Consider the following 26,453-nt stretch of genomic DNA (forward strand, 5'->3'; position numbering starts at 1 on the left):
TGCACGCAGTCGATAGGCCCCATGCGCCACCACACCGTTGCCCTCGTCAGGCCACACCATAAATCTCGATAAAAATATCGGGAGACGATGCATGGAGATCAATCCGCTTCATCCGCTGTTTGCAGCGGAACTCATCGGCGCTGACCTTTCCACCGAGCCGGATCAGACGCTGATCGACCTCGTGGAAGAGGCGATGGCGCAATATGCGGTGCTCGTCATCCGCGGGCAGTCGCACATCGATGATGCGGATCACATTCGCTTCAGCCGGGCGTTCGGCCCGCTGGAACTCCCCCACGGCACGCGCTCTGATGGCGCCGCTCCCCGCAAGCGGATCAGCCCATTGCTGTACGATGCCTCCAATCTTCGGCTGGACGGAGAGATCATGGCGCCGGACGACAAGGCGGTCGCCAATAACAAGGGCAATGAGCTGTTCCACATGGACAGTTCCTTCCACGCCATGCCAACCAAATGGTCCCTCCTGCTCGGCCGCAGCGTCACCAGCGAGGGCGGTGAGACGGAGCTGGTCGATACCCGGGCCGTGTACGACGCGCTGCCCGAGGATGTGCGCCAAGGGGTCGAAGGCCGCGTGGCGGAACATAATGTCTGGATATCACGCCAGCGCATCGGCTTTGAGGGCACGATGGCGCTCAAGGAGATGTATCCGGCAGTCACCCATGACATTGTCGGTCTGTCCGCATCCGGCAGAAAGTGCCTCGTGATCGGCTCCCACGCGGACCATATCATCGGCATGGAGGAAGCCGAGGGTCGCGCCTTGCTGGACGCCCTCGTCGCCTTCGCGTCCCAGCCGCAATTTATCTACAGCCACCGGTGGCAGCAGGGAGACCTGCTCATCTGGGACAATCGGTGCACCCTGCATCGCGCCCGCCCGTTCGATTACTTCGGTGTGAAGCGCGACCTGCGTCGCTCGACCATTTGTGAATATGGCGAGGAAATGTCAGCGATCGAGGCGCGGCGGACCTGATCAGCGCCGCCGTGGGGGGTCGATATGCACAAGCTGAATAACGGTTATCGCCGCGCCCTCATGGCCGCTGTTCAGGAGCGATGATATCCGCCCATCGTTGGATCGACACGCCGCCGGCTCGTCAGCCGCGGCCCACGCGCCAGCCAAGCTACCGCCCAAAGAGCGGCGCTTAGAGTAGCAGCGATTTCAAGGGAGAGTGATATGGGGCTCAAGACGATTTTTGGTTGTTCTGCATCGGCAGCCGTGCTGGCAAGCCTGTGCGTCGCGGCGCCTGCCATCGCGCAGGATGCGGCCGAGACGGCCAGAACCGACGGTGACATCGTGGTGACGGCGCGCTTCCGCGAGGAACGCCTGCAGACCGTGCCGATCGCCATCACCGCCGTCACCGGCGACGAACTGGTGGCGCGCGATGCGCGGGACGTAACCGCGCTGTCCAACACCACGCCGAACATCTATCTGCGGGAAGGCAGCGCTGCCTTTGGCAAGTCGCTCCAGTCGACCATCCGTGGCATCGGCGAGTCCGACTATCAGTTCACCATCGAGCCTGCGATCGGCGTCTATGTTGACGACGTGTATCACGGCACGGTGTTCGGCGGCGTGCTTGGCCTGCTCGATCTGGAGCGCGCGGAAGTGCTGCGCGGTCCGCAGGGCACGCTGTTCGGCAAGAACTCGCTCGGCGGTGCGCTGCGCCTCGTTTCCAAGCAGGCGACCGGCAGCAACACCGGCTATGTCGAGGCGACCGCAGGCAGCTACGACCGCATGGACGTGCGCGGCGCGTTCGATGCATCGCTCATCAAGGACCGCGTCTTCCTGCGCGTTTCGGGCGCCTCGCTGAGCCGCGAGGGCTATATGTCCGTGCTGGACTTCGCCTGCGCCAACCCCGGCAGCACCGGCGCGGGCACGGCGCCGCTGTCCTACCTGCTGCGTCAGAGAACGACGGAATCCGGATGCGAGGCCGGCAAGCTCGGCAACATCAACACCAAGGCGGCGCGGGCCTCTCTGCGCGCGCTGGTGAGCGATGATCTCGAAGTGACCGTGACGGGCGATTATTCCCGCGATCATACGGCGCAGAGCGCTTACAAGCTACTCACCATCAGCCCGACGCTGGCAAGCTACAATGCCACCATCGGCGTGCCGCTGTACGGGATTCCCTACGACAGCCGCTTCATCACCAACTCGCCCTACACGACCTATGCCGCCTATCAGCCCGGCCGCAACGGTCTGGCCCTGCCCAATGAGAGCAATCTCGATCAGTGGGGCATCACCGGGAAGATCGACTGGAAGCTGGGCGAGAATATCAGCCTCACCTCGATCACGGCGTGGCGGAAATATGACGGCTTCTTCGGGCGCGATGGCGATGGCTCGCCGATGGACCTGGGCGGCAGCGCGGAGACTCTGGGCCACCACCAGTTCAGCCAGGAAGTCCGCCTGTCCGGCCTGATGATGGATGACCGGCTGGATTGGACCCTGGGCGGCTATTATTACACGGCGACCGGCAATTATGACAGTTGGGTCTACTTCGCCACGCTCAACCTGACCCAGTTCACCAAGGATATCTCGAAGAGCAAGAACTACTCGGCCTTCGCGCATGTCGCCTTTGCGCTCACCGATCAGCTCAAGCTGAACGGCGGCCTGCGCTACAGCAACGAGAAGAAGGACTATGTGTTCGACCGTCTCTATTACGAGACCGGCACGCGGCCCTTCGCTTACACCACGGCCGATGTCGCCTATGATCGTGTCGACTATCGCGTCGGTCTGGACTTCAAGGCCAGCGAAGACGTGTTTCTGTACGGCTCGGTGTCCAGCGGCTTCCGCTCGGGCGGCTTCAATCCGCGTCCGCTCAGCGCGGCGCAGGTGACCGCCGTGCTGCCGGAGACGGTGACGTCCTACGAGCTGGGCGCGAAGCTCAACGTGCTGGATCGCGCCGTGCAGGCCAATTTCGCGGTCTTCCAGACGGACTTCACCAACCGTCAGGTCACCGCTATCGTGCCGGATCTCAACGGCGTTCCCAACTCGCTGCGCACCAATGCCGGCACCGCCCGCATTCGCGGTGTGGAAGCCGAGGTGACGGTGCGGCCCACGCAGGGCCTGACCCTGAACGGCATGTTGGGGTACAATGACTTTGAGTATACCGATCTGGGCGCGGCGGCGGCTGTTCCCAACGGCCCGTGCGCGACCTGCGAGCCGGTCGGCGCTCCGGCATTCAACTATGCCGTCGCGGCGCAGTATGACATCGACCTCGGCTCCGCTGGCGATGTGAGCCTGCGGGCCGACTGGAACTGGCGCAGCCGCATCTGGTACGATCTGCGCAACACGCTCAGCCAGTCCCAGCCGGGCTATGGCCTGCTTGGGGCGCGGGTGAGCTGGCAGCCGGATGCGAGCGGGCTGACGCTCTCGGCGTCCGTCAGCAACCTGACCGACACCTTCTATTATACCGGCATTGGCCCGACCTCGACGGCCGGCATCCAGGCCACCCCGTCCAGACCGCGCGAGTGGGCCGTCACCGCCCGCTACGAGTTCTGAGCAGACAATGAAAGTTCAGGTCCGGGGCCGTCACAGGCCCCGGATTTTGCCTGACCGGCACAACAGCATGGCGACGCATCGCGAAACACGGGTCGCCCGGCATCGATGAGGACCGCCATGGACAATCTCGTTTCCACTCAATGGCTCGCCGAGCAGCTTGGCGCTCCCGATCTCTGCATCGTCGATGCGACGCGGCACCATTTCGAGCCGGAGCGGCAGTCCGCCGCCGAATATGAAGCCGGGCACATTCCGGGCGCGGTGTTTCTCGATCTGCTTCATCTGGTCGATGCCGCCTCCCCCATCGATAATACGATGCCGCAAGCCGAGCAGTTTTCGGCCCGGATGCGCGAACTGGGCATTTCTGCCGATCAGCGCATCGTCATCTATGATGACAGCGTGGTGAAGACGGCGGCGCGGGCCTGGTTCATGTTCCGCATGTACGGCCTGCCGAACGTCGCCATGCTCGATGGCGGTCTGGCGAAATGGAAGGCCGAGGGACGGCCGCTCGCCACGGGCATCGAGACGCGGACGCCGAGCACCTTCACGGCGTCGTTCGATGCGGCGCGCCTGCGTGACAAGGCGGACGTTCTGCGCAACATCGAGGACAAGACCGCCCAGCATATCGACGGCCGCGGCGCTGCCCACTTCAGCGGCGCGGATGAAGACCCCAATCCCGCCGTTGCATCCGGCCATGTGCCCGGCTCGATCAACGTGCCCTTCTGGGATCTGTTCGAGGCGGACGGGACATTCAAGAATGATGAAGCGCTCAAGGGCGTGTTCGCGAACGCGGGCGTCGACCTTTCAAAACCGATCATAACCAGTTGCGGCGGCGGTGTCGTCGCCTGCGCGCTCGCCCTCGCCCTGGAGCGGATCGGCAAGGAGGATGTCGCGCTTTACGATGGAAGCTGGACGGAATGGGGTGCCGACCCGTCCCTGCCCAAGGCCAAAGGCCCCGCGAAACCTGCTTCCGCCTGAGCGGACGGCAGCAGACTTCCCCTCGAACAAACCCCGCCACGCCCCTCGGCCGGCGAAAGAGAGTGCCATGACCCAGACCAACCCCATTCGCATCTACGACCTCAATCTCGTCACCGGCGCCACGATCAGCCCGTTCTGCTGGCAGGCCAAATATGCCGTGGCCCACAAGGGGCTGGAGGCCGAGATGAGCGAGGGTGGCTTTACCTCGCTCTCGCGCCGCACGGGCGGCCGCACGGATTTTCATCCCGGCATCAGCGATGGTGACACATGGGTGTTCGAAAGCCTGCGCAGCGGCGATTTCGTCGTCGCGGATTATCTCGACCGCACTTACCCCGACCGCCCGATGCTGTTCCGCAATCCGGACCATCATAATTATGTGAAGTTCCTCGACACCTGGCTGTGGGCTACCGCGATCAAGCCCTGGTTCCACTGCTACATCCTCGACTATCACGATCTTTCACTGCCGGAAGATCGCCCCTATGTGCGCGAAAGCCGCGAGCGGGACTTTCTGGGCGGACGCACGCTGGAGGACGCGCAGGCCGGACGGGAAGAGCGCCTGCCGCTGGTCGTGCCGCAGCTCGAGCCGCTGCGCGAAGTGCTGCGCGAGCGCCGCTGGCTCGGCGGCGAGGCGCCGGACTTTGCCGATTATTCCGCGCTCTCCATCTTCCTGTGGGCCGCCTCCGTCGCGAAGACGCCGCCCCTGCCCGAGGATGACTTCCTGCGCGACTGGTATGAGCGCGGCTGCGATCTGTTCGGCGGCATCGGTCGCCATCCCGGCCTGCATTCGATCTTCGGCCTGAAGATGCCGGCCGCCTGAACAAATCCGGTCCGTGGACGGCCGGTTCGCCGGCTGTCCGCGCCCAGTCGAGACCAACAAGCATGACGATATGCCAAGCGCGCGGCGGTCCCCGGATCGCCGCCTTTTTCCATGAGCCGAGCTTTACCGTCAGCTATGTCGTGCATGATCAGCTCTCCGGGCAAGCAGCGATCATCGACAGCGTGCTGGATTTCGATGCAGCATCGGGGCGCACGGCGTTCACCTCAGCCGATGCCATCGCCGCGCATGTGGTCGAAGCCGGACTGACGGTCGCCTGGCATCTGGAAACCCATATCCATGCCGATCACCTCTCGGCGGCGCCCTATCTTCAAGGGCGGCTTGGCGGCCAGTTGGCGGTCAGCCGCGCGATCATCACCGTGCAGGCGCTGTTTGGGCAGCTATTCAACGCCGGCAGCGATTTCGCACGGGATGGCTCGCAGTTTGACCGGCTGCTCGAGGATGGTGACAGCCTGCCGCTGGGCAATCTCGACTGCCAGGTTCTGCATGTGCCCGGCCACACCCCCGCCGACCTCGCCTTTCTCATCGGCGACGCCGCCTTTGTCGGCGACACGCTGTTCATGCCGGATTACGGCACGGCCCGCGCGGACTTCCCCGGTGGGGATGCGCGCACCCTGTTCCGCTCGATCCGCCGCCTCCTCGCCCTGCCCGCCGAGACGCGGCTGTTCCTCTGCCATGATTATAAAGCACCCGGCCGGGACAGCTTTTGCTGGGAAACGACCGTGGCCGCCCAGCGCGCGGCGAATGTCCATGTGCGGGACGGCATCGATGAGGACAGTTTCGTCGCGATGCGGGAGGCCCGCGACAGGTCGCTTGCCATGCCTCAGCTCCTGATGCCATCCATTCAGGTGAACATGCAGGGCGGGCGCCTGCCCAACCCCGAAGGCAATGGCGTGCGCTACCTCAAGATTCCCATCAACGCCTTTTAAGGACGTTGTTCAGGCAGGTCATTTCTTCGCCGGCAGCTTGAACACGAAGATCGAGTTGCCCGCGCCGGAGGGCAGCGGTGTTTCCGGAAAAGTCGCCGCGATGGAGCTTGCCGAAACGCTATAGCCGGTGGGGACGGCGAGATATTGCTCGCCGTCCAGCTCATAGGTCATCGGCGAGCCGCCGACCGGCGCATTGAGCCGCTGCTGCCAGAGCACTTCGCCGGTCTTCTGGTCCCACGCCTTGACGAAGCGACCCGCGTCGCCGCCGATCACCAGCCCGCCGCCGGTCGCCAGCAGCGAGGATGTCGGGACGGTGCGCTGCCGCGCCTTCCAGCCCTCGACGCTCGGTTTGCGCGCGCCGACATTGATCGCCTCGACCAGTCCCGCATCCGTCACGCCTTCAGGCAAGGTGCGCGGCCCAAACTTCATGGACGCGATGATGTTGCCGGCCGTGAACTTGGTCTGAGTTGCCGAGATGGTATTGCACGCCTCGGTCAGCGGCACGTAGAACTGCCCGGTCAGCGGGCTGTAGGCGCCCGCCTGCCACAATTTCCCGCCGGAAATCGAGGTGCAGATATTCACTTCCTCGCCCAGCGCCTTGATGATCATCGCCTCATTGGGATGAACCGTCCCGTCCGGATCGATGCGCGAGACGGCATTTTGGAACACCGTCTCCTTCGACCAAAGATATTTCCCCGTATCTCGATCCAGCGCAAAGAAGATGCCGTTCTTGCCCGCGACGGAGATCATCAGGCGACGCAGCTTGCCGCCCTCCGGCACATCGACCAGCACGCGCTCGAAGGGGCTGTCCAGATCCCAGTTGTCGCGGGGGAGATGCTGGTAATACCATTTGATCTTGCCGGTATCGGCATCGATTGCCAGCGTCGAATTGGTGTAGAGGACATTGCCCTTGCCGGTGCCGCGGATCAGCTCCGAATAAGGGCCGGGGCCGCCGGTGCCCCAGAAGGTGGTGTTCGTCCGCGGATCGTAGGAGCCGGTTGCCCAGGGCGTGCCGCCCCAGCGATTGGCCGGCGGCACCGCGCCCCAGCTCTTGCCCTGCGCCGGATTGGCGGGATCATCGATGGTGTTGACCCGCCACAGCTCCTTGAGCGTCTCGAAGTCGTGCGCCATGATGTAGCAGCCGCCCGCCGACCCGGCGGTAGAGCAGCCGGAAATCGCCGAGATGATCTTGCCGTTCACGACGAGCGGGCCGACCGTGTAGCTATAGCCCTTGCGGTAATCGAGAGCCTGCACCTCGCGACGGACCTCGCCCGTCCGCGCATCCAATATGATGATGCGCGCATCAACCGTGGTGAGCACCACGCTATCCTCATAGAGCGCGATGGAGTTCTTCTGGCGGCGGCTCTGATAGGCCTGATAGCTCCAGTCGGCGGGAATCTTGGCGAGGGCCGGGCGATATTCCCAGATCAGGTCGCCGGTCCGGGCATCCAGCGCCTGGACGATATTGTTGTTGGTCTGCAGGAAGAGGATGCCGTCATGCATCAGCGGCGCTGTTTCCTGCACGCCCACATCAGCCATCGGCCACGCCCAGACGAGCTGCAACTGGCCGACCGTCTCGCGGTCGATCTGCGCGAGCGGGCTATATCCCTGATTGTCGATCGTGCGACGCCAGGAGAGCCACTCGCCTGCCGGCGGATCGCGCAGCATCTGGTCGGTGACCGGCTCGTAGCGCGCCCTCACGCCTTGCGCGTGGGACGGCATTGAAAGACCCGCCAAGGCCAAAGCGGCCCAGGTCATTGCAGCAAGAGAAGGCTTGCTCATTATAAACTCCATATCTGAGCAACCGGGTGCGGCAGGATCACTTCACGCTCGGCAGTGTCTTGCCCCAGGTGTAGGCTTGCGGCACGGCCTCAGGCGCTTCGTGTAGGGCGCTGGATGCAGATGGGGCCGGGCTGCCATGCGCGCCGGCAATGGCTGCAAGGGACATGCCCTTCATCGCGTGCGGTTCCGCCATCAGCGGCACTGCGCCGGCGCGGGCGCCGTTCGCCTTGAGGATATAGGCGACGATGTTCAGATAATCCTGCTCGGCAAGTCGCCCGGGCGCCTGCGGCGGCATTGCTGTGCTGATGTAGGTATATAGCCCTGCCACCGTGTCGAAATTCTGCATCACATCCGTGCCGACAAGGCCGGGCGCATTGGGACCGCGCAGTTCCGCGCCGTGGCACATCGCGCACTGGCTGTTATAGGCCTTTTCGCCCGCGCTCGCCTGCTCGGCCGTGAACACGGTCACGGCCGGTTCGCTGGCAGCAATCGTGGAGGCTGCGAGAACCACAGCCGCGAGGGACACAGCCGATATCCGGACGAAATCTGTTCGGCTCATGGTTCTGCCCTCACGCACCGGACCATGTCCGCGCTTCGGCTGTGTCACTGGAGAGATGGCGCCCGGCCCGCAGCATGATCGGGCCTGCAATCACCCCCACAAACGCCGTGATCGCCATGGAATAGCGGATCGCCTCATCCTGCCAGATCGTCGCCAGCTGGTCGTTGAGGATGCCGACGCCCAGCGGGCCGATGATCTGGCCGAGAATGGCGATGGAGAGGACGTAGAGCGCCATGCCGAAGGAGCGGATCGGCACCGGCATCACCTGAATCAGCAACAGGGACAGCAATGGCACCATCATGCTCGCGGCGACGCTGTCGATGGCCGCCCCGATCGCCACGAAAAGGATATTCGTCGAGAAGAGAAAGACATATTGCGAAAGGCCCACGGCGGTGAAGCACAGAGCCGGGAGCCAAATCCGCCAGCGCTCGTCATAGCGCAGCAGGCGTGCGAGCAGGATGCCGCCACCGATCGCCCCGACAAGGCCGGAAATACCCCGAATGGGGCCGAGCAGGCTGGCGCTCTCCGCCACGCTCATGCCGTGCACGCGCAGCATGAAGGTCGTGCTCCAAACGATGTGCGCATAGAAGGAGATCGTCACCAAGGCGGCGCCGAGTGTCGCAAACACATAAGTGCGGCGCTTGAGCAGGAAGGCCAGCGAACTCTTGAATGTCGGCTTGGCGGCCTCGCCATCCGGCGCCTTGTCATCAAAGCGGCCACGCTGCGGCTCGCGCACCGTCAGCATCATCAGCAGACCCAGGCCCAGGCCCACGCAACCGGCCACCCAATAGACGACGCGCCATCCATAAAGATGCCCCATCCACCCCGCGATGGGCGTGAACACCAGCCCGGATATGGCGGTGCCGGATGCCATGATGGAGAAGGCCAGCGGCCGATGCTTCTTGTCGAAAATGTCGGAGAGCAGCGAGGTGGAGGGCGGCGTCCCCGCAGCCTCGCCGGCGCCCATCAAAAAGCGCGCCGCCGCCATCTGCCACACATTGGTCACGAAGCCCGTCGCCAGCGTCATCGCGCTCCAGAAGGAGAAGCCGATGCCAATGATCATCTTGCGGTTCCACCGGTCCGCCAGCCGCGCAATGGGAAGGCCCATCACCGCATAGATCAGCACGAAGGCAACGCCGGTGATCAGACCCAGCTCTGTGTCGGTCAGCTTGAGGTCCGCCTGAATGAGCGGGAAGAGCAGCGAGATCAGCAGCCGGTCGAAATAGTTGAAGGCATAAGCCAGGGTGAGCAAGGCGAGCATATAGATCGACCGGGGGGTCCACCCGCCATCGCGCGATACTGAGGCGTCAAGAGCGGCCGGTGCGGCGGCTGAAGAAGGGATCGATGACATAGAACGGCCTTCAAACTCGATATGAAACGGGGGCGATGCGATGCGCAGATACGCCGCTAAATCCAACTCCGCTCATACGGTCGTCATCCTCTCAGGTCGGGCTGCAGCCCCTCATTGTCCATCATGCACGGCGAAGGCAATTGGGTGGGATGTGCGATCGCCCGGATGATATTTTCCCGATGGCTAACATGGCGCCGCGGCGCCCACCATGGCGCCTGATCCATATTGGTCATCGACCTGCTGCATAGCACCGGGCCTTCGATGAGCAGTCAAATCAGCTAAACAAGAGCGCCCCTCTGCGCGGCCGAGCCTGTCGCATCGTGGGCGCTGGCCTTTGCCGGCAAAGAGGATAACGCTGAAGCCTCGCGCAAGCGACTGCGACGGAATAAGGAGCGGATATGGAATATGGCAAGCTTCGCAATTTCGATCTGAACCTGCTGGTCGTGCTGGGTGCTGTACTGGAGCATCAGAGTGTCAGCGCCGCCGCCGACGAGCTGTCCATGTCGCAAAGCTCGGCCAGTCACGCGCTCACCCGGTTGCGCCGCCTGCTAGGGGATGAGCTGTTCGTCAAGACGCGCAACCGCATGATGCCAACCCCAAAAGCGCTGGAACTGGCGGGGCCGATCAACGAGATTCTTCAATCGGCAGGGAATATCCTGCTCTCGACTGCATCCTTCCAGCCGGAACTGGCCGAGCGGACCCTGCATCTTGCGCTCGGCGATGTCGGCGAGATCATGCTGATGCCGACCCTGCTCGAGTTCGTCCGCAACACGGCGCCGAGCTGCAAGATTCAGACAGTCATGAGCCTTGCCCATGAAGCCGAGCAGGAACTGCTGGACGGCAAGCTCGATCTTTATGTGGGCTTCATCGCCTCGCCCTCGCTCGATTTGATGTGCCAGAAGCTCTACGACGACGACATGGTCGTCATCTGCGCGACCGACTATCCCTATGACGGCGTGATGACGATGGCGGACTACGCCGCTGCCGATCATGTCATCCACCAGATTCGGTCCGCCGCCAAGACACGGGTTGATCATATGCTCGACAGTCGGGGCCTGCGCCGCAACTCCCGGATCATCACGCCCAATGCAAGCGCGACGCCCTTCATCGTCTCGAATGACAAGACGCTGATCGCGCTTTACCCGCGATCGCTCGCCACCTTCATGAAGAAGATCCACGATATCAAGATATTGGAGCTGGATTTCGATACCGGCACCATCGAGGTGCTGCAATATTGGCACCGCCGCTATAACAATGATCCGCTCGTCTCATGGCTGCGCAAGTCGATGTTCGGCATGTTCAACGACGCGACGAAGAACCGGGGCGGGTGAGGCTGAAGACCCATCCCGGCGGCCGCAATCACAGCGCCTTCATCGCCTTGCTCATCCGGTCCATTGCCTCTTGCATGATGGGTAGGGGCGTGGCGAAAATGAAGCGGGCGAACCCTGCGAAGTCCTCGCCACACGTCACGCCCTCGGTGAGATAGACGCCGGCCTTCTCCTTGAAGAAGGCACCCGGATTGTCGGCGACAGCGGACCCGCGAAAGTCCAGCCAGCCGACATAGGTGCCCTCCGGCATATGGTAGTGCACGTCCGGCAGCAGATCGTGAACGAGGTCCGCCATGGCCCTGCGGTTCCGGTCAAGATAGGCCGCCACGTCTTCCAGCCAGGGAAAGCCCTCGCGATAGGCCACGGCATTGGCCACGACGCCGAGATTGGCGGTGCCATGGGCCGCGAAAAAGCCGATCTTGTTCCAGATCGCCCGATCCGCATCGTTACTCGTGATCACCTGCGCGCATTTCAGGCCCGGCAAGTTCCACGCCTTTGATGCGGAGAGCGCGGTAATGGTGTGGCCCGCCGCAACCTCATTGACCGAGGCATAAGGCAGGTGCCGGTTGCCGGCATAGGTCAGCGGCGCCCAAATCTCATCGGAGAACACCCGGCCACCATTGCGCTCAACCAGTTCCGCAACGGCTTCCAGCTCCGCGCGGCTGAACACACGGCCCACGGGATTATAGGGGTTGCACAGGATCAGCAGGTTGCCGCCCTGATCGAACGCCTCCTGGATGCCGGCCATATCGAGCGCATAATGCCCATCCTCACACAGCATAGGCACTTCGATGACCTCGCGTCCCATCATCGGCGGGATCGAGAGGAAGGGCATGTAGGACGGGGTCGGCACGATGATTTTCGATCCGGCCCGCGAATGATGCTCGATCGCCAGTTCCAGCGCCTTGATGACATCCGGCACCACGCGCACATCCGCGGGCTCGACCGTCCAGCCATGGCGCGTCTGGAGCATCTGCGCCGTTGCTGCCCGCAACTCGGCGGTGAAGCGGGTCGGCAGATATCCGAAGGCCCCCTGGTCGACGATTTCATGCAGCGCCTTGGTGATCACGGGCGCGATGCCGAAGTCCATCTCCGCGACGAAGGCACCGATCAGATCGTCCTGCACCGCCCATTTCGTCGCACCGGTGCGGCGCAGATCGTCAATGGTAATGCGGTCGGTCTTTTCGATGAAAGTCACAGTACATCCTCAGCCACTGTCCGTACGCGGCGGATGACGATGCTTCGTTCAGCGTCCGTCACACGCGTGCAGGCTCGTATGAACCGCGCAAACATCACGCTGGCCCATCGCCTTTATAATCCACCTCAAATTGAGATGCTGCCTCGGCCAACACCAATGATGAATTCTGATATTGGTTATGCGCCCGGTTCATGGCCGTTTTCTTGACGGTCCCCCGGCAGGGCCATAGATTCCCGTCGAATAACATTTCGATCAAACCATTCAATATCAACGTAATTTCTAATTCAGGCCATTGTTTAGGGGCGCGCGGCAGGTTTCGCCTAGCCGCGCCTCTGCGCCAGCTTAGCGCCTGATGGCCGTCCCCATCAGCGGGCCCCCATCGCACAATAAAGACCTTAGGAGATATCGAGATGATGCAGGACAAGAAGCGCGCGCCGGCCCGGGCACCTGGCCTGGTTCAAGGCGGGGCCGTGAATGTTCCTTTCCTGCAGACCGATCGCGATGCGCCAGTCGCCAGCCTGTTTGGGCCGCTCCCCGGCCAGGCGCGGCTCGTGGGGAACGAAAATCCGTTCGGCCCCGCCCCCAGTGCGCTCAAGGCGCTCGCTGAAACGGCCCGGTCCGGCTGCTATTATGCCGATCGCGGCGTCTTCCACCTCACCTCGATGATCGCCGAGCGCCATGGCGTGACGCCCGCGCAGGTCGTGCTCGGCGCCGGATCGACCGAAATCCTGTGCGCAACCGCGCTGGCCTGGGGGCAGAAGGGATCGATCATCTGCCCCAGCCTGTTCTGGGACGCGCCAATCCTCTTCGCGGAACGCAAGGGCGTCGCGTGCATCTATGTCCCGCTGGCCGCGGACATGAACTTCGATCTCGATGGCATGGCGGACCACCTCAGCGAAGACGTTGCGCTCGTCCACCTCGTCAACCCGAACAACCCGACCGGCATGGCGCTAGACAACGCCGCCTTGCGCGCCTTCGCGCGCACCGTCTCTCAAAATGGCACCACCTTGCTGGTGGACGAAGCCTATAACGAACTCTCGGATCAGCCGGAGGAAAGCTCGCTGGTCGATCTGGTCCGCGCTGGTGAAGATGTGATCGTCACCCGGACCTTCTCGAAAATCTACGGCATGGCTGGGCTGCGCGTCGGCTATGCGCTGACCAGCGAAGAGAATGCCGCGCGCATCCGCAGCTACATGACGAGTTTTGGCGGCAACGTCGCAGGCATCTCTGCCGCGATCGCCTGCTACAATGACGAGACCTTCCTCGCCGCATCCCTCGCCTCGATCCGCGAGGGGCGCGAAATGATCCTGGATGCCGTCGCCCGCGCCGGTTTGACCGCCCTGCCCAGCCAGACCAATTTCGTCTTCGTCAAAGTTCCGGATGCCGACGCCCTCGACCGCGCCATGCGCGAGCGCAACATCGTCATCCGGGGCGCGTTCGGTGAGTGGACGCAGTACTCCCGCGTCTCCGTCGGTCATCTTCACGACGTTGCACGCTATGCCGAGGCGCTGCCGAACATTATCGAATTAATGGTTTAACTGTCACATCCACCGAGTGGTTAGATCTCGTAGCCGCATATTGATCCTTCGCGTCAAGAAAAGGAAATAACGGTCTTTGACCTGTCCTGGTGATCGATGTGATGAGGGCACCGAGGGACAGCAATCCGTCCATGCCATCGATCGACTTCTGGTCGAGCGCAGAATATCAGGTAGGCAATGTACCTGAGTTCAGCTCGAGGGCGCTTGATCTTTGTCCCTATGTCAATCACATCACGCTGGATTCTAGGCCGATGAATGACAGGTCTCGAGTTTCTCCCGCCCGGAGCGCCGGAAAGCAGGTGGGATCGATCCCTCTCGCGACCAAACCGGCCTGCAAGCGCGTCCGGGGTTCGTCCCATGGCTCGTCGGTGAGCTTGAAGGCGCCCCAGTGCATGCCGATGGCGGCTCGTGCTTCAAGGTCCAGCATGATCTGGATCGCTTCCTCCGGATCGGTGTGCTGGGTGGCCATGAACCAGCGCGGATCATAGGCCCCGATCGGGATGATCGCGAGGTCCATGGCGCCGAAACGGTCGCGCATCCGCCGAAAGATGCCGCCGGTGCCATAGCCGGTATCGCCGGCGAAGTAGACGAGCCTGCCGGCCGCCTCGATTACGAAGCCCGCCCACAAGGCCATGCGCCTGTCGCGCCATCCGCGCGACGACCAGTGGAGTGCGGGCACGATATGCACCTCGAGGCCCGGCGCAACCTCGATGCTGTCGCCCCAGTCTCCCACGCCAAAGCGGGCGGCTGGAATGTGCTTGCGGACGATATAGTCGTTGCCCAGCGGCGTGACGATCAGCGGATGGTGACGACTGTGAAGCGCCTTGAGCGTCGCGATGTCGAGATGATCGTAGTGATTGTGGGAGAGCAACACGGCGTCGAGCGGGGGAAGGTCCGCCAGCGCAACGCCGGGCGCGCAGATGCGTCGAGGTCCGGCGAACGAGAGCGGGCTGGCGCGATCGGACCAGACGGGGTCTGTGACGAGATTGTAGCCCCCGATCTGGATCAACAGGGTGGCGTGGCCAATCATCGTCACACGCAGGCCATCGACTCTTTCGTCCGGCACGACAGCCTTCACTCCTACGGACTTGGGCCAAGGATTGTCGGGGACATTGCGCTTCCAACGCATCACGTCCCGCAGTGAGCGGTCCGTCTCTGGTTCGTCGCGCAAATTGTGAAAGCGGAGACCGTCGAAATGATCGGTGACGGGGCCGTTATAGTAGCGGTTCTTCGGCATGTGGTTCACCGACTCCCTATCCGGCGCCACTCAAATGGCGTTTCACTGTGGCAGATCAAGTCCGGTCAGGAGAGGGCGACCGCCCGGCGTCGGGTTGCTCAGCGTTGAGATCGTCAGAGCGAGACGCCAGCGCTCAGGGCAGGAGATCTGACGTTCTATAGTGACCAGCCAGCTGTCCTGTCAGACGTGATTGGTTGCGATTTGGCCCTATCCGTGCGTCTGCATTTCTGACGAAAACGGCAGGGTCAACCCGCGACACCGCAGCGACAAGCATCATCCCCCGTCACTCGACCCGCTCGATGACCAGACACTCGTCCCGGAACCACAGGCGCCCGTGCTTTGCCAGAACCTCCCGGGTGGCCGTAAGATAGCCAGGTCTTGTCATTTGCTCGGCCACGCGCTCGTTCTCGATCTGCGCCACATAGGTTGCGGCGATCCAGGCGGAATAAAGCGCCGACGTACCGATGAGCGTGGCATCCCGGTCGCCTTCGCTGCCCAGCACGTGCATTTCGAAGCGAATCGACGCGGCTTCATCGGAAAGCGTGTCGAAGGCATAATGGGCGGTGCCGCCGGACAAGGCTGCTTGCGTGGCCCGGATCAGGTCCTGCCGGCCGTAGGGAAAGGGCTGCTCCTCCGGCCAGACCTTGCGAATGATCTCCATGGCCGGATCGTCGCCGGCGGATTGCACCACGATCAGTCGGCCGCCGGGGCGCAAGGCCCGCGCCAACGGCGCCAGCACGCGCTCAGCCTTGAACTGCACGTCGGCCTTGAGGCGAAAGGGCTGGCTCGCCAGGACCAAATCGAAATCGGCCCGTGTCGCGGCCGGGCGAGGAATGACCCGGTCGAGGATGAACCGATAGGCTTCACGATAGAGCAGGAGCACAGTCGGCGTTTCTGGCGACAATGCGCCCGTCGCGGGGTTGACCTTCATCCGCCAATGGTCCGCGAGAAACGGCATGAGAGACTGGATTTGCTGCTCCATGTCGGCGGAGGTCTCGCCGTGCAATGCGACGTCCTTCCAGACCAGCGCCTTCTGCGCCTGCGGACGGGACCGGCGCAGCCAGGGCGCCTCCGCATAGGAAATGTTGGTGAGTGCCACGACCGTTTCGGGATGCTCGACGAAGCGATCCGGCAGCTTGTCGAGCGCGAGGCGCAAATCCTCGAGGCTGATTTCCTTGCCGACCACATAGAAGGGCAAGCGCGGGAAGCGCCGGTGGATGGCGCGCAGTAGGCGCGACATCACGGTGCCGTCGCCAACGCCGGCATCGAAGAACCTCAGTGCGGGCTGCTGCGGATCGAGATGCTCAAGCTCCTGCGCCACGCGGTCGGCGATCACCAGCTTCTCGGTACAACTGTGCACGAACATCAGGTAATTCTGGCGACTGTCGTAGAAGCGCGGCTTCGGCCCGGAGGGTTGGGGTGCTGCATCCTCCGGCACGCGGTCGGGCCGGTTTCTATTCGTCAGTTGCATATCCGCTCCCTTATCGCCTCGCGACCTTTGCCTGCCGTTCGCAGGCGGAGCGAATTGTCCATCCACGGATGGCCGGGTAAACCACATTGCATCCCACTCGTCCGAGAAGCGCGGTTTGCGGGCCTTTCCAACTTGCCTCAGGCGGAACTTCCGCTTCGCCAATCCGGCATGGACGCGCGATAGCATCTGCGGCGTGCCGTTCTGCCGGACAGCGCCGGCCCGGCACGCTATAAACGCCCGACGATGACCCCGCCCCCTGACTTCCCTGCCGATGAAGGCGCCGCCGACACCCGACCGTCCCGCTCGTCCGTGCGTGCCCGGCGCAAACTCCAGCGCAGGCACGGCCTGGTCGAAGACGTGTTCCAGATCATTCGCGCGGACATCATGGCTCTGCGCATTCCGCCAGACTCGCGGATCTCGATCGACAAGTTGGCCCGCGAACTCGGCATTTCGCAAACGCCGATCCGCGAGGCCTTGAGCATGCTGGAAGCGATCGGCCTGGTCGTGCGGCGCCTCTATGCCGGGTATTGGTGCGCGCCGCAGCTTTCCAGGACGCAGATCGACGATCTCTTCGCCGTCCGATTGCTGCTGGAGCCGCACGCCGCCCGACATGCGGCGCTAAACATGACCGAGGGGGATATGCGCGCGTTGACACGCCATGTCGCGCTGATGGACTCGCAGACCCATGTTTTCGGCTATGATGACTACGCCGATCGCGATGCAGAATTGCACGAGATGATTGCGCGCGGCAGCGGCAATACGATCATTCAGGAGACGCTGGGACGGCTGCACGCGCACCTCCACATTTTTCGCCTGAAATCGAATACCGAGGTCGCGATCGAAGCCAGCCGCGAGCATGGGCTCATCGCGCAAGCGCTGAGCCGTCGGGACGCGGACGGCGCCGAAGCCGCCATGCGGTTGCACATCGGCAACTCCTATGAACGGCTTATCGGAGAGCCGCAGCAAAGCTAGGCGTGTGGCGGACCGTCTTGCGCAGGTCCATTGACTGCCAGCGCAACTAGGATATCGTATAGGAAATACGAAAAACGGTGGAGAGGACCGTCTTTTATGCGTCGAGCGAGAGCCATTGAGCCCAGTCAGGCACCGCCCGTGGTCTGGAAAGGCGGGCGGGCGCAGGTGACGGTGCACAGCCGCATCCCAAACTCCATGCTTTTGGCCGAACAACTCGGGCCGCTGTTGCTGATCCAGATGCGGTGCGGCTCCGTGACAATTTCCCGGCCGGAAGGCGCATTGACCCCCGCCGACCGTCAATCGACCTTCATCCTCGTCCTGTCCGGTGGGGCCAGCCTGCGCCATTATGGCCGGCAGATCGAACTATATCCCGGTGACATCACCATGTACGACCACAGCGCCGAATACACCCTGCACTTCGGGCAGCCGACTCAAGTGATCATGATCCGGGTGAACTCAACCGCTATCCGGCAGATTTTTCCGGTGCCCGACAGCTTCTATGGCCAGCGCATTCCTGGCGATGTGGGGCTGACATCCACCGCGCTGGCAATGGCGAAGGATCTCTCCGCCAAGCTCGAAACAAGGCCCGGTCTCCACTTCAACGAGCGTGTGGCCACGCATTTGCTGGATGTTCTGGCCACCGCCTACGCGGAAGTCATGGACGAACCATCATCCGCGACGTCGCTGATGGAACGGCGCTTCTGGAAAGTCCGCCTTTTCATCGAGGAAAATCTGCGCGACCCGTCGCTCTCTCCCTCGTTCGTGGCGGAACGGCTTAAGCTGTCCGACCGCTACCTCCGCATGATCTTCGCGGTAAGCGACGAGTCCCCATCGGCCTATATCCTGCGGCGGCGGTTGGAGGAATGCGCGCGGCAGTTCAGCGACGAGCGCTGGCGGGGCCGATCCATTACGGAGATTGCGTTCAGCTGGGGATTCAACAGCGCCCCGCATTTCACGCGCACGTTTCGCCAGCATTTTGGCATGGCGCCCAGCCAGTATCGCCTAAAACACGCGACGGAGCGCGCAGAACCGGCCCTGTTGCAGTAAATCTTGGAACAGCGGCATCCGGAGGAGAGCGCATAAGCCCCACTCCGGAATGACGGATTTACGCGCTCGTTATCGCGCGCCGGCCACGGCTATATTGGCCCCGGCCACATAAGAGGCCGCGTCGGAAACCAGGAACATGACGGCGGCGGAGACTTCCTCGGGCTGACCGGCCCGGCGCATCGGCAAGGCCGAGGCGATCCGGTCCAGTTTCCCCGGGACATGAATTTCGGTGTCGATCGGCCCGGGCGACACCGCGTTGACACGAATGCCCTGCGGAGCGACTTCGCGCGCGAGCCCCAGTACGAGGCTGTCCACTCCGCCCTTGGTGGCCGCGTACCAGACATGCTCGCCGGGCGCCCCATAGAGCGCAGCGCGCGACGAGATCAGCACAATCGAGCCTCCTCCCCCGCCGTTCGCGGTGGACATGCGACTCACGGCCTCCCGCGCACACAGCAAGGCGCCGGTGAGATTGACATCCACCACCTTGGCCAGGAGGTCGTCGCTCGCGTCCACAAGTGCCGAGGATTCACCGACGATGCCGCCATTATAGACCAGCGCCGCCAGCGGGCCGACCTGATCGACGGCCGCAAAGAGCGTGGTGATGTCGCCGGCAACACCAGTATCCGCCTGGACCGCCTGCGCCCTTCCGCCTTCCGCCCGAATGGCATCCACCACGGCCGCCGCCATGTTCGCTCGGCCGGCATAGGTGAGCAACACATGGTAGCCCGCCTTGGCGGCGTCTCGTGCGATGGCAGCTCCAATGCCCCGGCTTCCGCCAGTCACCAGAAATACGCCGCGATCGCCTTGATCCACCATGATTGATCCTCTTGGCTCGGCATCCATACGCAAATCAGGATTTCAGGCGTTTGCTGGCGATGCGGCAGCCTTCCGCCATGGCCGACAGCTTAGCCCAGACGATCTCCTCATGCCCCACGCGCGACCCGATGCCACAATCGGTACCGGCGTGGAGATTCTCCATGCCGACCAACTTGGCGAAGTTGACCAGCCGCTCCGCGACCAGTTCCGGATGCTCGACCAGATCGGTGTAATGCCCCACCACTCCCGGCGCGAGAATCTTGCCATCGGGCAGCTTGAGCGTCTCGAACACGCGATACTCGTGAGCATGGCGCGGATTGCTCGCCTCGAACGTGTAGGTCTGCGCGTTGATCATCAGCATCAGGTCGGCGATGTGCTCAAAGCCGATATCGTTCACATGCGGACGGTGGCCACTGCCCCAGCACATGTGGAAACGGACCTGCTCCTCGGGCAATCCTTCCAGCGCGTGATTGATGACCTCCACGCAGAAGCGCAGATAATCGCGATATTCCTCGACGCTCCAGTCGGGGTAGAACATCCACGCCGTCGCGAACTCGGGCTCGTCGATCTGAACGATCAGGCCCGCATCGGTGATCGCCTTATATTCCTCGCGCATAGTCGCCGCGACCGCCATCATATAGTCGCGCTCGTCCCGATAATGCAGGTTGCGGGTGCCGGCGCCGAGGCTGAGCGGGCCGAGCGCCGCGATGAAGCCGTCCGCGCCATCCTTGCCGACCAGCGCCTTTTTGAGCGCCGCAATATCCTTCTGGATTGCTTCCTGACCGATATAGGTGACCGGCCCATCGCAGATCGCTTCCGTCTTCGAGGGCTGGGGCACGACGCCGGGCTTGGAAAAGCCGGGACGCACCGGGCCGCCCGAGCCGGCGAACCACAGGCCGGACTCATAGAAGCCGGGGAAATCGCGGCGATCCCGCTCGGCCACAAATGCGCGTTTGGGTGCGAGGCCTTCGGGCCGTTCGCGTTGCCCAAAGCCGGTGATGCGGGCCTGAATATAGCCTACATAATGGCCCATATTGGCGGCTTTGACATATTCGCCATCGTTAACGATATCGACACCGCAGGCGATCTGCTTGTCCACCACCCACTGCACCGCCAGCGGCAGTTGCTCGTCGATCTCGGCGCGATGATCGTCGGCCTTCGCCAGCAGCACGTCCAGCTTGGCGGGCCGGGGCAAGTTGCCGCCGTGGCTGCTCAGAATGTGGTCGGTAGAACGTCTCATATCAAATCAATCTCCATGGCGGTCCTCGCCAGCGCTGCCGGCGAGGACTGCGCGTTGAATTAGAAAGTCTTGCTGACCTTGAGGTACCACTCGCGCGGCGCGGCAGGCTGGCCCTGACTGCTGGCGAAACCAATGCTGCTGTAGATGAAGTAGTTGCGATAATAGGCCTTGTTGGTGAGGTTCGTCGCACCCAGCGAAACGGACAGGCCAAGATCGTCATTCTGGTACGTCAGGCGTCCGTTGAAGGTCGAATAGGCCTTCTGGAAATAGGCGGGATCGACCGCATCGAACGGAATGCTGCCAGTGTAGAACCAGTCCAGCCGCGGCGTGACCGAGCCTGCCAGCGACGGAACCGGAACGCGATATTCGATTCCTGCATTGGCCGTCCATTCTGGGATGCCGATGCCAACGGCGGTCAGGCGGTTGGTTATCCGCCCCGGCGCGTTGAGGTCGGGCGAGGTGAATTGCGAATAGCCCAGCGACCCATTGATCAGCAGCCCCTCGACAGGCCTCGCTTCGAGCTCCAGCTCGAAGCCTTTGGCCTTGCCCGGCAGGTTCACGAAGAACGTCCTGCCGATGCACTGCACGCCTTGCCCGGCTGCGGCCTCCGCAGGCGTGCGGGCACGACAGGTGGTAATGCCATTGCCATTAGCGACATCGGGAATGACGATCTGTGTGCCCGGCAATGGGCCACCGTTGGTGCCGATCTGCGCTTCCTGCCCGCTCAGGCCGAAGATGCGCGTCTTGTAATCGGTGTAGAAGGCCACCGCGTTCAGGCGCACCCGTCGGTCGAGAAACTCGGTCTTGATGCCGAGTTCATAGGCCTGCGTGCGATCGCCGGGATATTGCTGATTCTGCGAAGGCTGCAGCGGCCGCCCATTGAAGCCAGGGGCTTGCGAGCCGGTGGCCGCCGACACATACGCGATGGTCTGGGCATTGAGTTCATAGGTCAGCCCGGCCTTCCAGTCGAAGCGGCTCTCCTCGGGTTTGACATTGAACGTCAGGTTCTGGGAGAAGTTCGGATTGCCCGGATCGCGATCGTCCAGATTGGAATAATGCACGTCCTTCGCATCCTTCGAGTAGCGGCCGCCCAACACGACGGACAGGCGCTCGAACGGACGCACAGTGACATTTGCGAACACCGCCTTGCTGGTGGGCTCGTAGGTCGTGTTCTGATATTTGAGGAAACCGTTCCACGGTGAGTAGGTGACGGCCCGATTGCGGCCATCGGCATCGAACAGGAAGACTCCGGCAACCCAATCCAGCCACTGGTGGCGCCCGGAAAGCCGGGCTTCCGCACTGATATATCGGGAGGTGATCGTCGCCAGCGTGTGTTCCTGCACCAACGGCGAGCCATCGGTATCGAACGCATGCGTGTCGCTGAAATTGCGATAGCCAAGGATGCCGGTGAATTCGATATCGCTCGTCAGGTCGATGGACAGCTTGCCGGAAACGCCCCAGTTCACGACATCCACGCGCGGGCTGTAGCAAACCCCGCCATGATTGGGATTGCCGTTGTAGAAGGTGCTGCCGGCAACCACCGCACCGGCGCCAACCGGATCGCAATAGGTCGCATAAGTGGAGAAGCGGTTGCCGGTCAGAAACCTGTTATCATAGGCCACGCCCAGCAGGTTGGCCTGCCCGACCCAGGACGCGCGCGTCGCGGCGCGAGAGGCATTAGTCGCGATCAGAGTATCGGCGACATTCTCCGACTGATCCTGGATATAATCGGCGGACAGAGTGAAGCGGATGCCGTCGCTCGGCTGGAATTTCAACGCGCCCCGCACCGCGCGCACGTCTTCGCCACCCAGCGTCCCGACCTGACAATCATCAGGCCGGTTGGTGGGAGAAGAGGCCAGCGTCTGGTCGACATAGGGGATGCGTCCCGCGAGTTGCGGCGTGCCATTGGCCTCCATCTGACACCGGAAATCGAGCCGCTTCACAAATCCGTCGCGCTTCTTGGAGAGCACGGAGAGCGACATGCCGAGCTTGTCCGCCACGATCGGCAGGTTGATTCCGGCGCGGAAATCGCGGCGTTTGTAAGCGCCGACCGTGACGTCCACGAAGCCGGAGGCCTCGGTGAGGCTGGGCTGCTTGCTGACGAGAACGACGCCACCGGCGAGCGCGTTGCGCCCGAACAGCGTGCCCTGCGGGCCGCGCAACACCTCGACATGCTCCAGATCGAGCAAGTCGAAATTGGCGCCGAGCAGAAGCGGATAGTAGATGTCATCGATATAGAAAGCGACGGCGGCCTCACCGGCTAGGCTCGTATCGCGCGAACCGATGCCGCGAATATAGGTCGTCACCCCCGGGCCGAAGGCACCCTGCGCCCGCGAGAAGGTGGCGTTGGGCACGACCTGCGAAATCTCAGCTGCCGACTGGATACCGCGTGTGGCGAGCGTGTCGCCCGTGACGGCGGTGATCGCAATCGGCGTATCCTGCACATTGGTCTGCTGCCGGGTGGCGGTCACGACGATATCGGAAAGGCCATTCCCCGCCGCGCTGGCCCGATCGGTTGTGCCTTGCGTCTGCTGCGCCTGCGCCGCTGCGCCGGCGCTCACCGTCGCAAGCAACATGCCGGTCAACATCATCCCCGCCTTCTTGCTAATAGCCTTCCGCATTTCACCCTCCTGAACCCCGCTTTTCTTTGCCTCGGGACCTAAACCATATGAGGTGGGCCTGCGCGCACTTATCCGTTTCGGAAGTTTGCCTTGCGGATTGGCCGGGACAGTCGGCTCTTTATTGCCCGCGCCCCATCGGCGATGCAGACAGGCGCCCGAACTCTGGGCACGGTGCCGGGGTCGATCAGGAGAGCGGGAATGAAGATCACCGGCGGCAAGGTGATGGGTGCGACGGTCAATTTCGAAGGCGTGATGGCGGGAACGCACATCGTGCTGCGCCTGATGACCGACCAAGGCATCGAGGGCATCGGCTCTGTCAGCCGGGTGAACCCGCGCACGCTCAAGCCCCTCATTCTGCTGATCGAAGCGATGGTCGAGAGCCTCATAGGGCATGAGGCGGAGGTCGAACCCATTCACGACCGGCTCACACGCCCCCTCCTCGGCGCGCCGGTCAGCGGGCTGGAGTTGCGCGCCGCCAGCGCAATCGATGTCGCCCTTTGGGACATCAAGGGAAAGGCGGTCGGTCAGCCGGTCTGGAAACTGATGGGCGGGTTTCGCAATCGGTTGCCCGTGTCCGCCAATTGGGGACTGATGCCCGGGCCGCCCAAGGACGCGCTCGCCGCCCACATCGCCGACCTCCTTGGCCGGGGGTTTCGGGCGATCAAATGTCCGGTCGGCTTCGCCCCGCTGGCGACGGCAATCGAGCATGTCCACTTCGTGCGGTCATGCGCCGGGCGGGACGTACGCATCATCGTTGATGGCAATTTTCAGTGGACAGCCAAGCAGGCGCTGCATTTCGCGCGCGAGACGGAGGCTGACGATCTCTATTGGATCGAAGACCCCGTCGCCTATCATGATTATGACGACATGGCCTTCGTGCGGGCCAACACGAGGCAGGCGATCTGCGCCGGCGAAGTGTTCCAGCACCCCCACGAATTTCGCGCCCTGATGGAGAAGCGCGGCAGCGATTATGTGATGATCGACCAGGACCTCGGGCTCACGGGCTTCCTCAAGGTCGCCCATATGGCGCAGGCCTACGGACTGCCCGTGGTGAACCACCTCGCGCCTGAAACACTCAGCCATGCAATCGCCGCCGTCCCAAATGGATTGATCGTAGGTCTTGTCCCTTGGGCGCAACCGCTGTTCCGCGAGAAACTACAGATCGAGGATGGCGATCTGATCCTGTCCAATCGGCCCGGCCTCGGGCTAAGCTTGGATGAGGATGTGCTGGAGCGGAACGGCCCCGGCGCCTGAAGCACCGGCTCTGCTCTAGGCGAAAGGACGCCGCCGCGCGGCCCACTCCACGCCGCGCTGGATCAACGTCTTGAACACGGGGTCCTGCCAAGGGCCGCGATGATCGGGCTGGTCGGGCCGATCCGCAAAGGGTTTGTCATAGGGGCGATTGGCGTGCCCCAGAGCCAGATACAGCAGGCCACCCTCGCCGACATGGCGCCGATACATCAACGGCCAATTCTTGGTTTCCATCATGCGCCCGCCAAAGGCCTCGCCGCCCCAGTGGCATTGCAGCAAAACCTCGATATCATCGCGCACTGTCTCGACGCAGTAGAGCTCGTCGTCGATCTGGAACGGCGCAATTCCCTCCAACAGTGGGTCATCCGGATGGGCGATGTCCACGCGAAAACGCTGATAGAGCGGGTGCGTTATGAACCGCGTGCCCATGATCTGCGGCACAATCTGATTGTCCCCCACCGAATTGCTGGCATGGAGCGCGAACCAGCGTCCACCGCGCTCCAGAAAGGCCCGCATGGCGCTCGACGCCGCTTCCGAGACCGGCACTTGCGAGGTGTAGCTGACAACCATGTCGCAGCGCGCCCATGCATCCACATTCTCATAATCGATGAAGCAATCTGTGCGAATGCCGCCGGCATCATACAGCGCCTGCGCCAGGTTGATCCGGGCGTAATCAAAGTCGTGATTGCGATGGGGGCTTCCGCAAACCAGGTTTGCGAGCAGCGGCAGCGCCATCAGCGATCGACCCTGCGGAACTTCTGGATCTGGTGATCGATGCACGCCTCGCGCGCGATGCGATTGAAGCCGGAGCCAAAGGAGACCGAAACCTCGGCCACATAGAGGCTGCCTTGCGAATCCAGCGCCAGGGCGTGCGGCGCGATAAAGTTGCCCGGGGCCGAGCGGGCGTTGGAATCGGCGCCCCATCGCGCGACGATATTGCCCTGCGGCGCAAACACCGTCACGCGGCCGGGCAGATCCCTGTCCGCAAAGCCATGCGTAAAAGACCCTTGGCCGGCTTCCATCGGCCGCCAGAGTTCGGAGACGTAAATCAGCCCCTCGTCGTCCACCACGACGTCCGTCGGGCGCAGCACGTCATCCCAGATGGCGATGAACTTGCCGGAGCGGTCGAAGAACTGCAGGCGGTCGTTCTCGCGGTCGCAGACGATCACATTTTCCTGACGATCGAGCGCGATGCCGTGGGGGAGATGAAATTCGCCCGGGCCGGTCCCCACCTCGCCCCAACTATTGAGCAGTTCGCCTTTGGGCGAGAAATGATGGATGCGCGCATTGCCATATCCGTCCGCGACGAACATGTCCTTGTTCTGCGCGATGCACACATTGCAGCAGCAGTTGAAGCCATCCGCAGAGCGCTCCACATACTCATTGTGATGGATCTGCGGCCTCCGGCCTTTGATCGATCCATAGCCGGTATCGCTGACCTTGCGCGGTTCGCCCAGCATCCACTGGAAATTCCCCTCCAGGTCGAACACCCGCACCACGCTGTCCTGATCGTCGGTGCAGTAGACCAGGTCGTCATGGATGGTGATGCCATGGGCGCGATTGAACACGCCATCGCCCCATTTGTAGAGGAAGTTGCCGTCTGAATCATACACCATCACCCGCTCTCCCTTGCGGGTGTGGAGGAAGACCCTGTCCCGGGAATCGCAAGCGACGCCGGCTACGTCCTCATGGCTGAATTCATCACCGGCAGGACATTTTTCCCAATTGGGCACGACTTCGAATGTGATTGAGCCAGTGGACATGGTTTCTTCCTGTGTGGGCCGTCCGCACGGAACAA

General features: G+C 62.9%; 21 protein-coding genes. 10 read left to right on the forward strand and 11 right to left on the reverse strand.

Translation table 11 applies throughout. The features are described from left to right. The first annotated feature begins 91 nt into the window (after window positions 1-91). The 5 genes from M2334_RS15400 to M2334_RS15420 all read left to right on the forward strand — a co-directional run bounded on the left by M2334_RS15400 (window position 92) and on the right by M2334_RS15420 (window position 6,244). Window positions 92-982: a TauD/TfdA dioxygenase family protein gene (locus tag M2334_RS15400; protein ID WP_264595228.1), complete on the forward strand. Its 891-nt coding sequence runs from the start codon at window positions 92-94 to the stop codon at window positions 980-982. Between the two features lie 201 nt (window positions 983-1,183). Then, window positions 1,184-3,505: a TonB-dependent receptor gene (locus tag M2334_RS15405; RefSeq protein ID WP_264595229.1), complete on the forward strand. Its 2,322-nt coding sequence runs from the start codon at window positions 1,184-1,186 to the stop codon at window positions 3,503-3,505. A gap of 117 nt (window positions 3,506-3,622) precedes the next feature. Then, window positions 3,623-4,480: a 3-mercaptopyruvate sulfurtransferase gene (gene sseA, locus M2334_RS15410; RefSeq protein ID WP_264595230.1), complete on the forward strand. Its 858-nt coding sequence runs from the start codon at window positions 3,623-3,625 to the stop codon at window positions 4,478-4,480. A gap of 67 nt (window positions 4,481-4,547) precedes the next feature. Next, a complete protein-coding gene (locus M2334_RS15415) occupies window positions 4,548-5,297 on the forward strand; it encodes a glutathione S-transferase family protein (RefSeq protein WP_264605880.1) in 750 nt (249 codons plus the stop codon). A 62-nt stretch (window positions 5,298-5,359) separates the two neighbouring features. Further along, the gene (locus M2334_RS15420) at window positions 5,360-6,244 is read left to right on the forward strand and encodes an MBL fold metallo-hydrolase (protein ID WP_264595232.1); all 885 of its coding nucleotides are present in this window, start codon (window positions 5,360-5,362) and stop codon (window positions 6,242-6,244) included. A gap of 18 nt (window positions 6,245-6,262) precedes the next feature. Here M2334_RS15420 and M2334_RS15425 read toward each other — a convergent pair whose 3' ends face one another. Genes M2334_RS15425 through M2334_RS15435 form a run of 3 tightly spaced genes read right to left on the reverse strand, consistent with a single transcriptional unit; the run spans window position 6,263 to window position 9,846 of the window. Then, on the reverse strand, window positions 6,263-8,026 hold the full coding sequence (locus M2334_RS15425; RefSeq protein WP_264595233.1) for a pyrroloquinoline quinone-dependent dehydrogenase: 1,764 nt from the start codon (window positions 8,024-8,026) through the stop codon (window positions 6,263-6,265). Window positions 8,027-8,063: 37 nt separating this feature from the next. Next, window positions 8,064-8,585 (reverse strand): c-type cytochrome, encoded by a 522-nt coding sequence (locus M2334_RS15430; protein ID WP_264595234.1) that lies wholly within the window; start codon window positions 8,583-8,585, stop codon window positions 8,064-8,066. A gap of 10 nt (window positions 8,586-8,595) precedes the next feature. Continuing rightward, window positions 8,596-9,846, reverse strand: a complete 1,251-nt coding sequence (locus M2334_RS15435; RefSeq protein ID WP_264605881.1) for a spinster family MFS transporter — start codon at window positions 9,844-9,846, stop codon at window positions 8,596-8,598. Between the two features lie 488 nt (window positions 9,847-10,334). On the opposite strand from M2334_RS15435, the gene M2334_RS15440 reads away from it, so the two are divergent. Then, the gene (locus tag M2334_RS15440; RefSeq protein WP_264595236.1) at window positions 10,335-11,267 is read left to right on the forward strand and encodes a LysR family transcriptional regulator; all 933 of its coding nucleotides are present in this window, start codon (window positions 10,335-10,337) and stop codon (window positions 11,265-11,267) included. Between the two features lie 28 nt (window positions 11,268-11,295). Here the strand turns inward: M2334_RS15440 and M2334_RS15445 are convergent, their stop codons facing one another. Continuing rightward, on the reverse strand, window positions 11,296-12,462 hold the full coding sequence (locus M2334_RS15445; protein ID WP_264605882.1) for a MalY/PatB family protein: 1,167 nt from the start codon (window positions 12,460-12,462) through the stop codon (window positions 11,296-11,298). 410 nt (window positions 12,463-12,872) lie between these two features. On the opposite strand from M2334_RS15445, the gene M2334_RS15450 reads away from it, so the two are divergent. After that, window positions 12,873-14,000, forward strand: coding sequence for a pyridoxal phosphate-dependent aminotransferase (locus M2334_RS15450; RefSeq protein ID WP_264605883.1), 1,128 nt, complete (start codon window positions 12,873-12,875; stop codon window positions 13,998-14,000). A 226-nt stretch (window positions 14,001-14,226) separates the two neighbouring features. Here the strand turns inward: M2334_RS15450 and M2334_RS15455 are convergent, their stop codons facing one another. After that, the gene (locus tag M2334_RS15455) at window positions 14,227-15,237 is read right to left on the reverse strand and encodes an MBL fold metallo-hydrolase (protein WP_264606100.1); all 1,011 of its coding nucleotides are present in this window, start codon (window positions 15,235-15,237) and stop codon (window positions 14,227-14,229) included. 283 nt (window positions 15,238-15,520) lie between these two features. Beyond that, entirely contained in the window at window positions 15,521-16,708 is a 1,188-nt protein-coding gene (locus tag M2334_RS15460; protein ID WP_264605884.1) for a hypothetical protein, read from the reverse strand. A 243-nt stretch (window positions 16,709-16,951) separates the two neighbouring features. Here M2334_RS15460 and M2334_RS15465 point away from each other — a divergent pair, with 243 nt between their 5' ends. After that, a complete protein-coding gene (locus M2334_RS15465) occupies window positions 16,952-17,680 on the forward strand; it encodes a GntR family transcriptional regulator (protein ID WP_264605885.1) in 729 nt (242 codons plus the stop codon). A 138-nt stretch (window positions 17,681-17,818) separates the two neighbouring features. Continuing rightward, a complete protein-coding gene (locus tag M2334_RS15470) occupies window positions 17,819-18,727 on the forward strand; it encodes a helix-turn-helix domain-containing protein (RefSeq protein ID WP_264605886.1) in 909 nt (302 codons plus the stop codon). A gap of 69 nt (window positions 18,728-18,796) precedes the next feature. Here the strand turns inward: M2334_RS15470 and M2334_RS15475 are convergent, their stop codons facing one another. Genes M2334_RS15475 through M2334_RS15485 form a run of 3 tightly spaced genes read right to left on the reverse strand, consistent with a single transcriptional unit; the run spans window position 18,797 to window position 23,404 of the window. Further along, window positions 18,797-19,543, reverse strand: coding sequence for an SDR family oxidoreductase (locus M2334_RS15475; RefSeq protein ID WP_264586434.1), 747 nt, complete (start codon window positions 19,541-19,543; stop codon window positions 18,797-18,799). 34 nt (window positions 19,544-19,577) lie between these two features. Then, window positions 19,578-20,783 carry a cobalamin-independent methionine synthase II family protein gene (locus M2334_RS15480; RefSeq protein ID WP_264577957.1) on the reverse strand — a complete coding sequence of 402 codons (1,206 nt, stop codon included), beginning with the start codon at window positions 20,781-20,783 and terminating at the stop codon, window positions 19,578-19,580. A gap of 59 nt (window positions 20,784-20,842) precedes the next feature. Continuing rightward, entirely contained in the window at window positions 20,843-23,404 is a 2,562-nt protein-coding gene (locus M2334_RS15485) for a TonB-dependent receptor (protein ID WP_264605887.1), read from the reverse strand. Window positions 23,405-23,602: 198 nt separating this feature from the next. On the opposite strand from M2334_RS15485, the gene M2334_RS15490 reads away from it, so the two are divergent. Beyond that, window positions 23,603-24,658: a mandelate racemase/muconate lactonizing enzyme family protein gene (locus M2334_RS15490; protein WP_264586431.1), complete on the forward strand. Its 1,056-nt coding sequence runs from the start codon at window positions 23,603-23,605 to the stop codon at window positions 24,656-24,658. Between the two features lie 15 nt (window positions 24,659-24,673). Here the strand turns inward: M2334_RS15490 and M2334_RS15495 are convergent, their stop codons facing one another. Continuing rightward, the gene (locus M2334_RS15495; protein WP_264605888.1) at window positions 24,674-25,390 is read right to left on the reverse strand and encodes a ThuA domain-containing protein; all 717 of its coding nucleotides are present in this window, start codon (window positions 25,388-25,390) and stop codon (window positions 24,674-24,676) included. After that, window positions 25,390-26,418, reverse strand: coding sequence for a 6-bladed beta-propeller (locus M2334_RS15500; RefSeq protein ID WP_264574299.1), 1,029 nt, complete (start codon window positions 26,416-26,418; stop codon window positions 25,390-25,392). Before M2334_RS15500 ends, M2334_RS15495 begins: the two co-directional genes overlap by 1 nt. Window positions 26,419-26,453 lie beyond the last annotated feature (35 nt).

It is taken from the genome of Sphingobium sp. B11D3D, from assembly GCF_025961755.1.
Classification (GTDB): domain Bacteria; phylum Pseudomonadota; class Alphaproteobacteria; order Sphingomonadales; family Sphingomonadaceae; genus Sphingobium.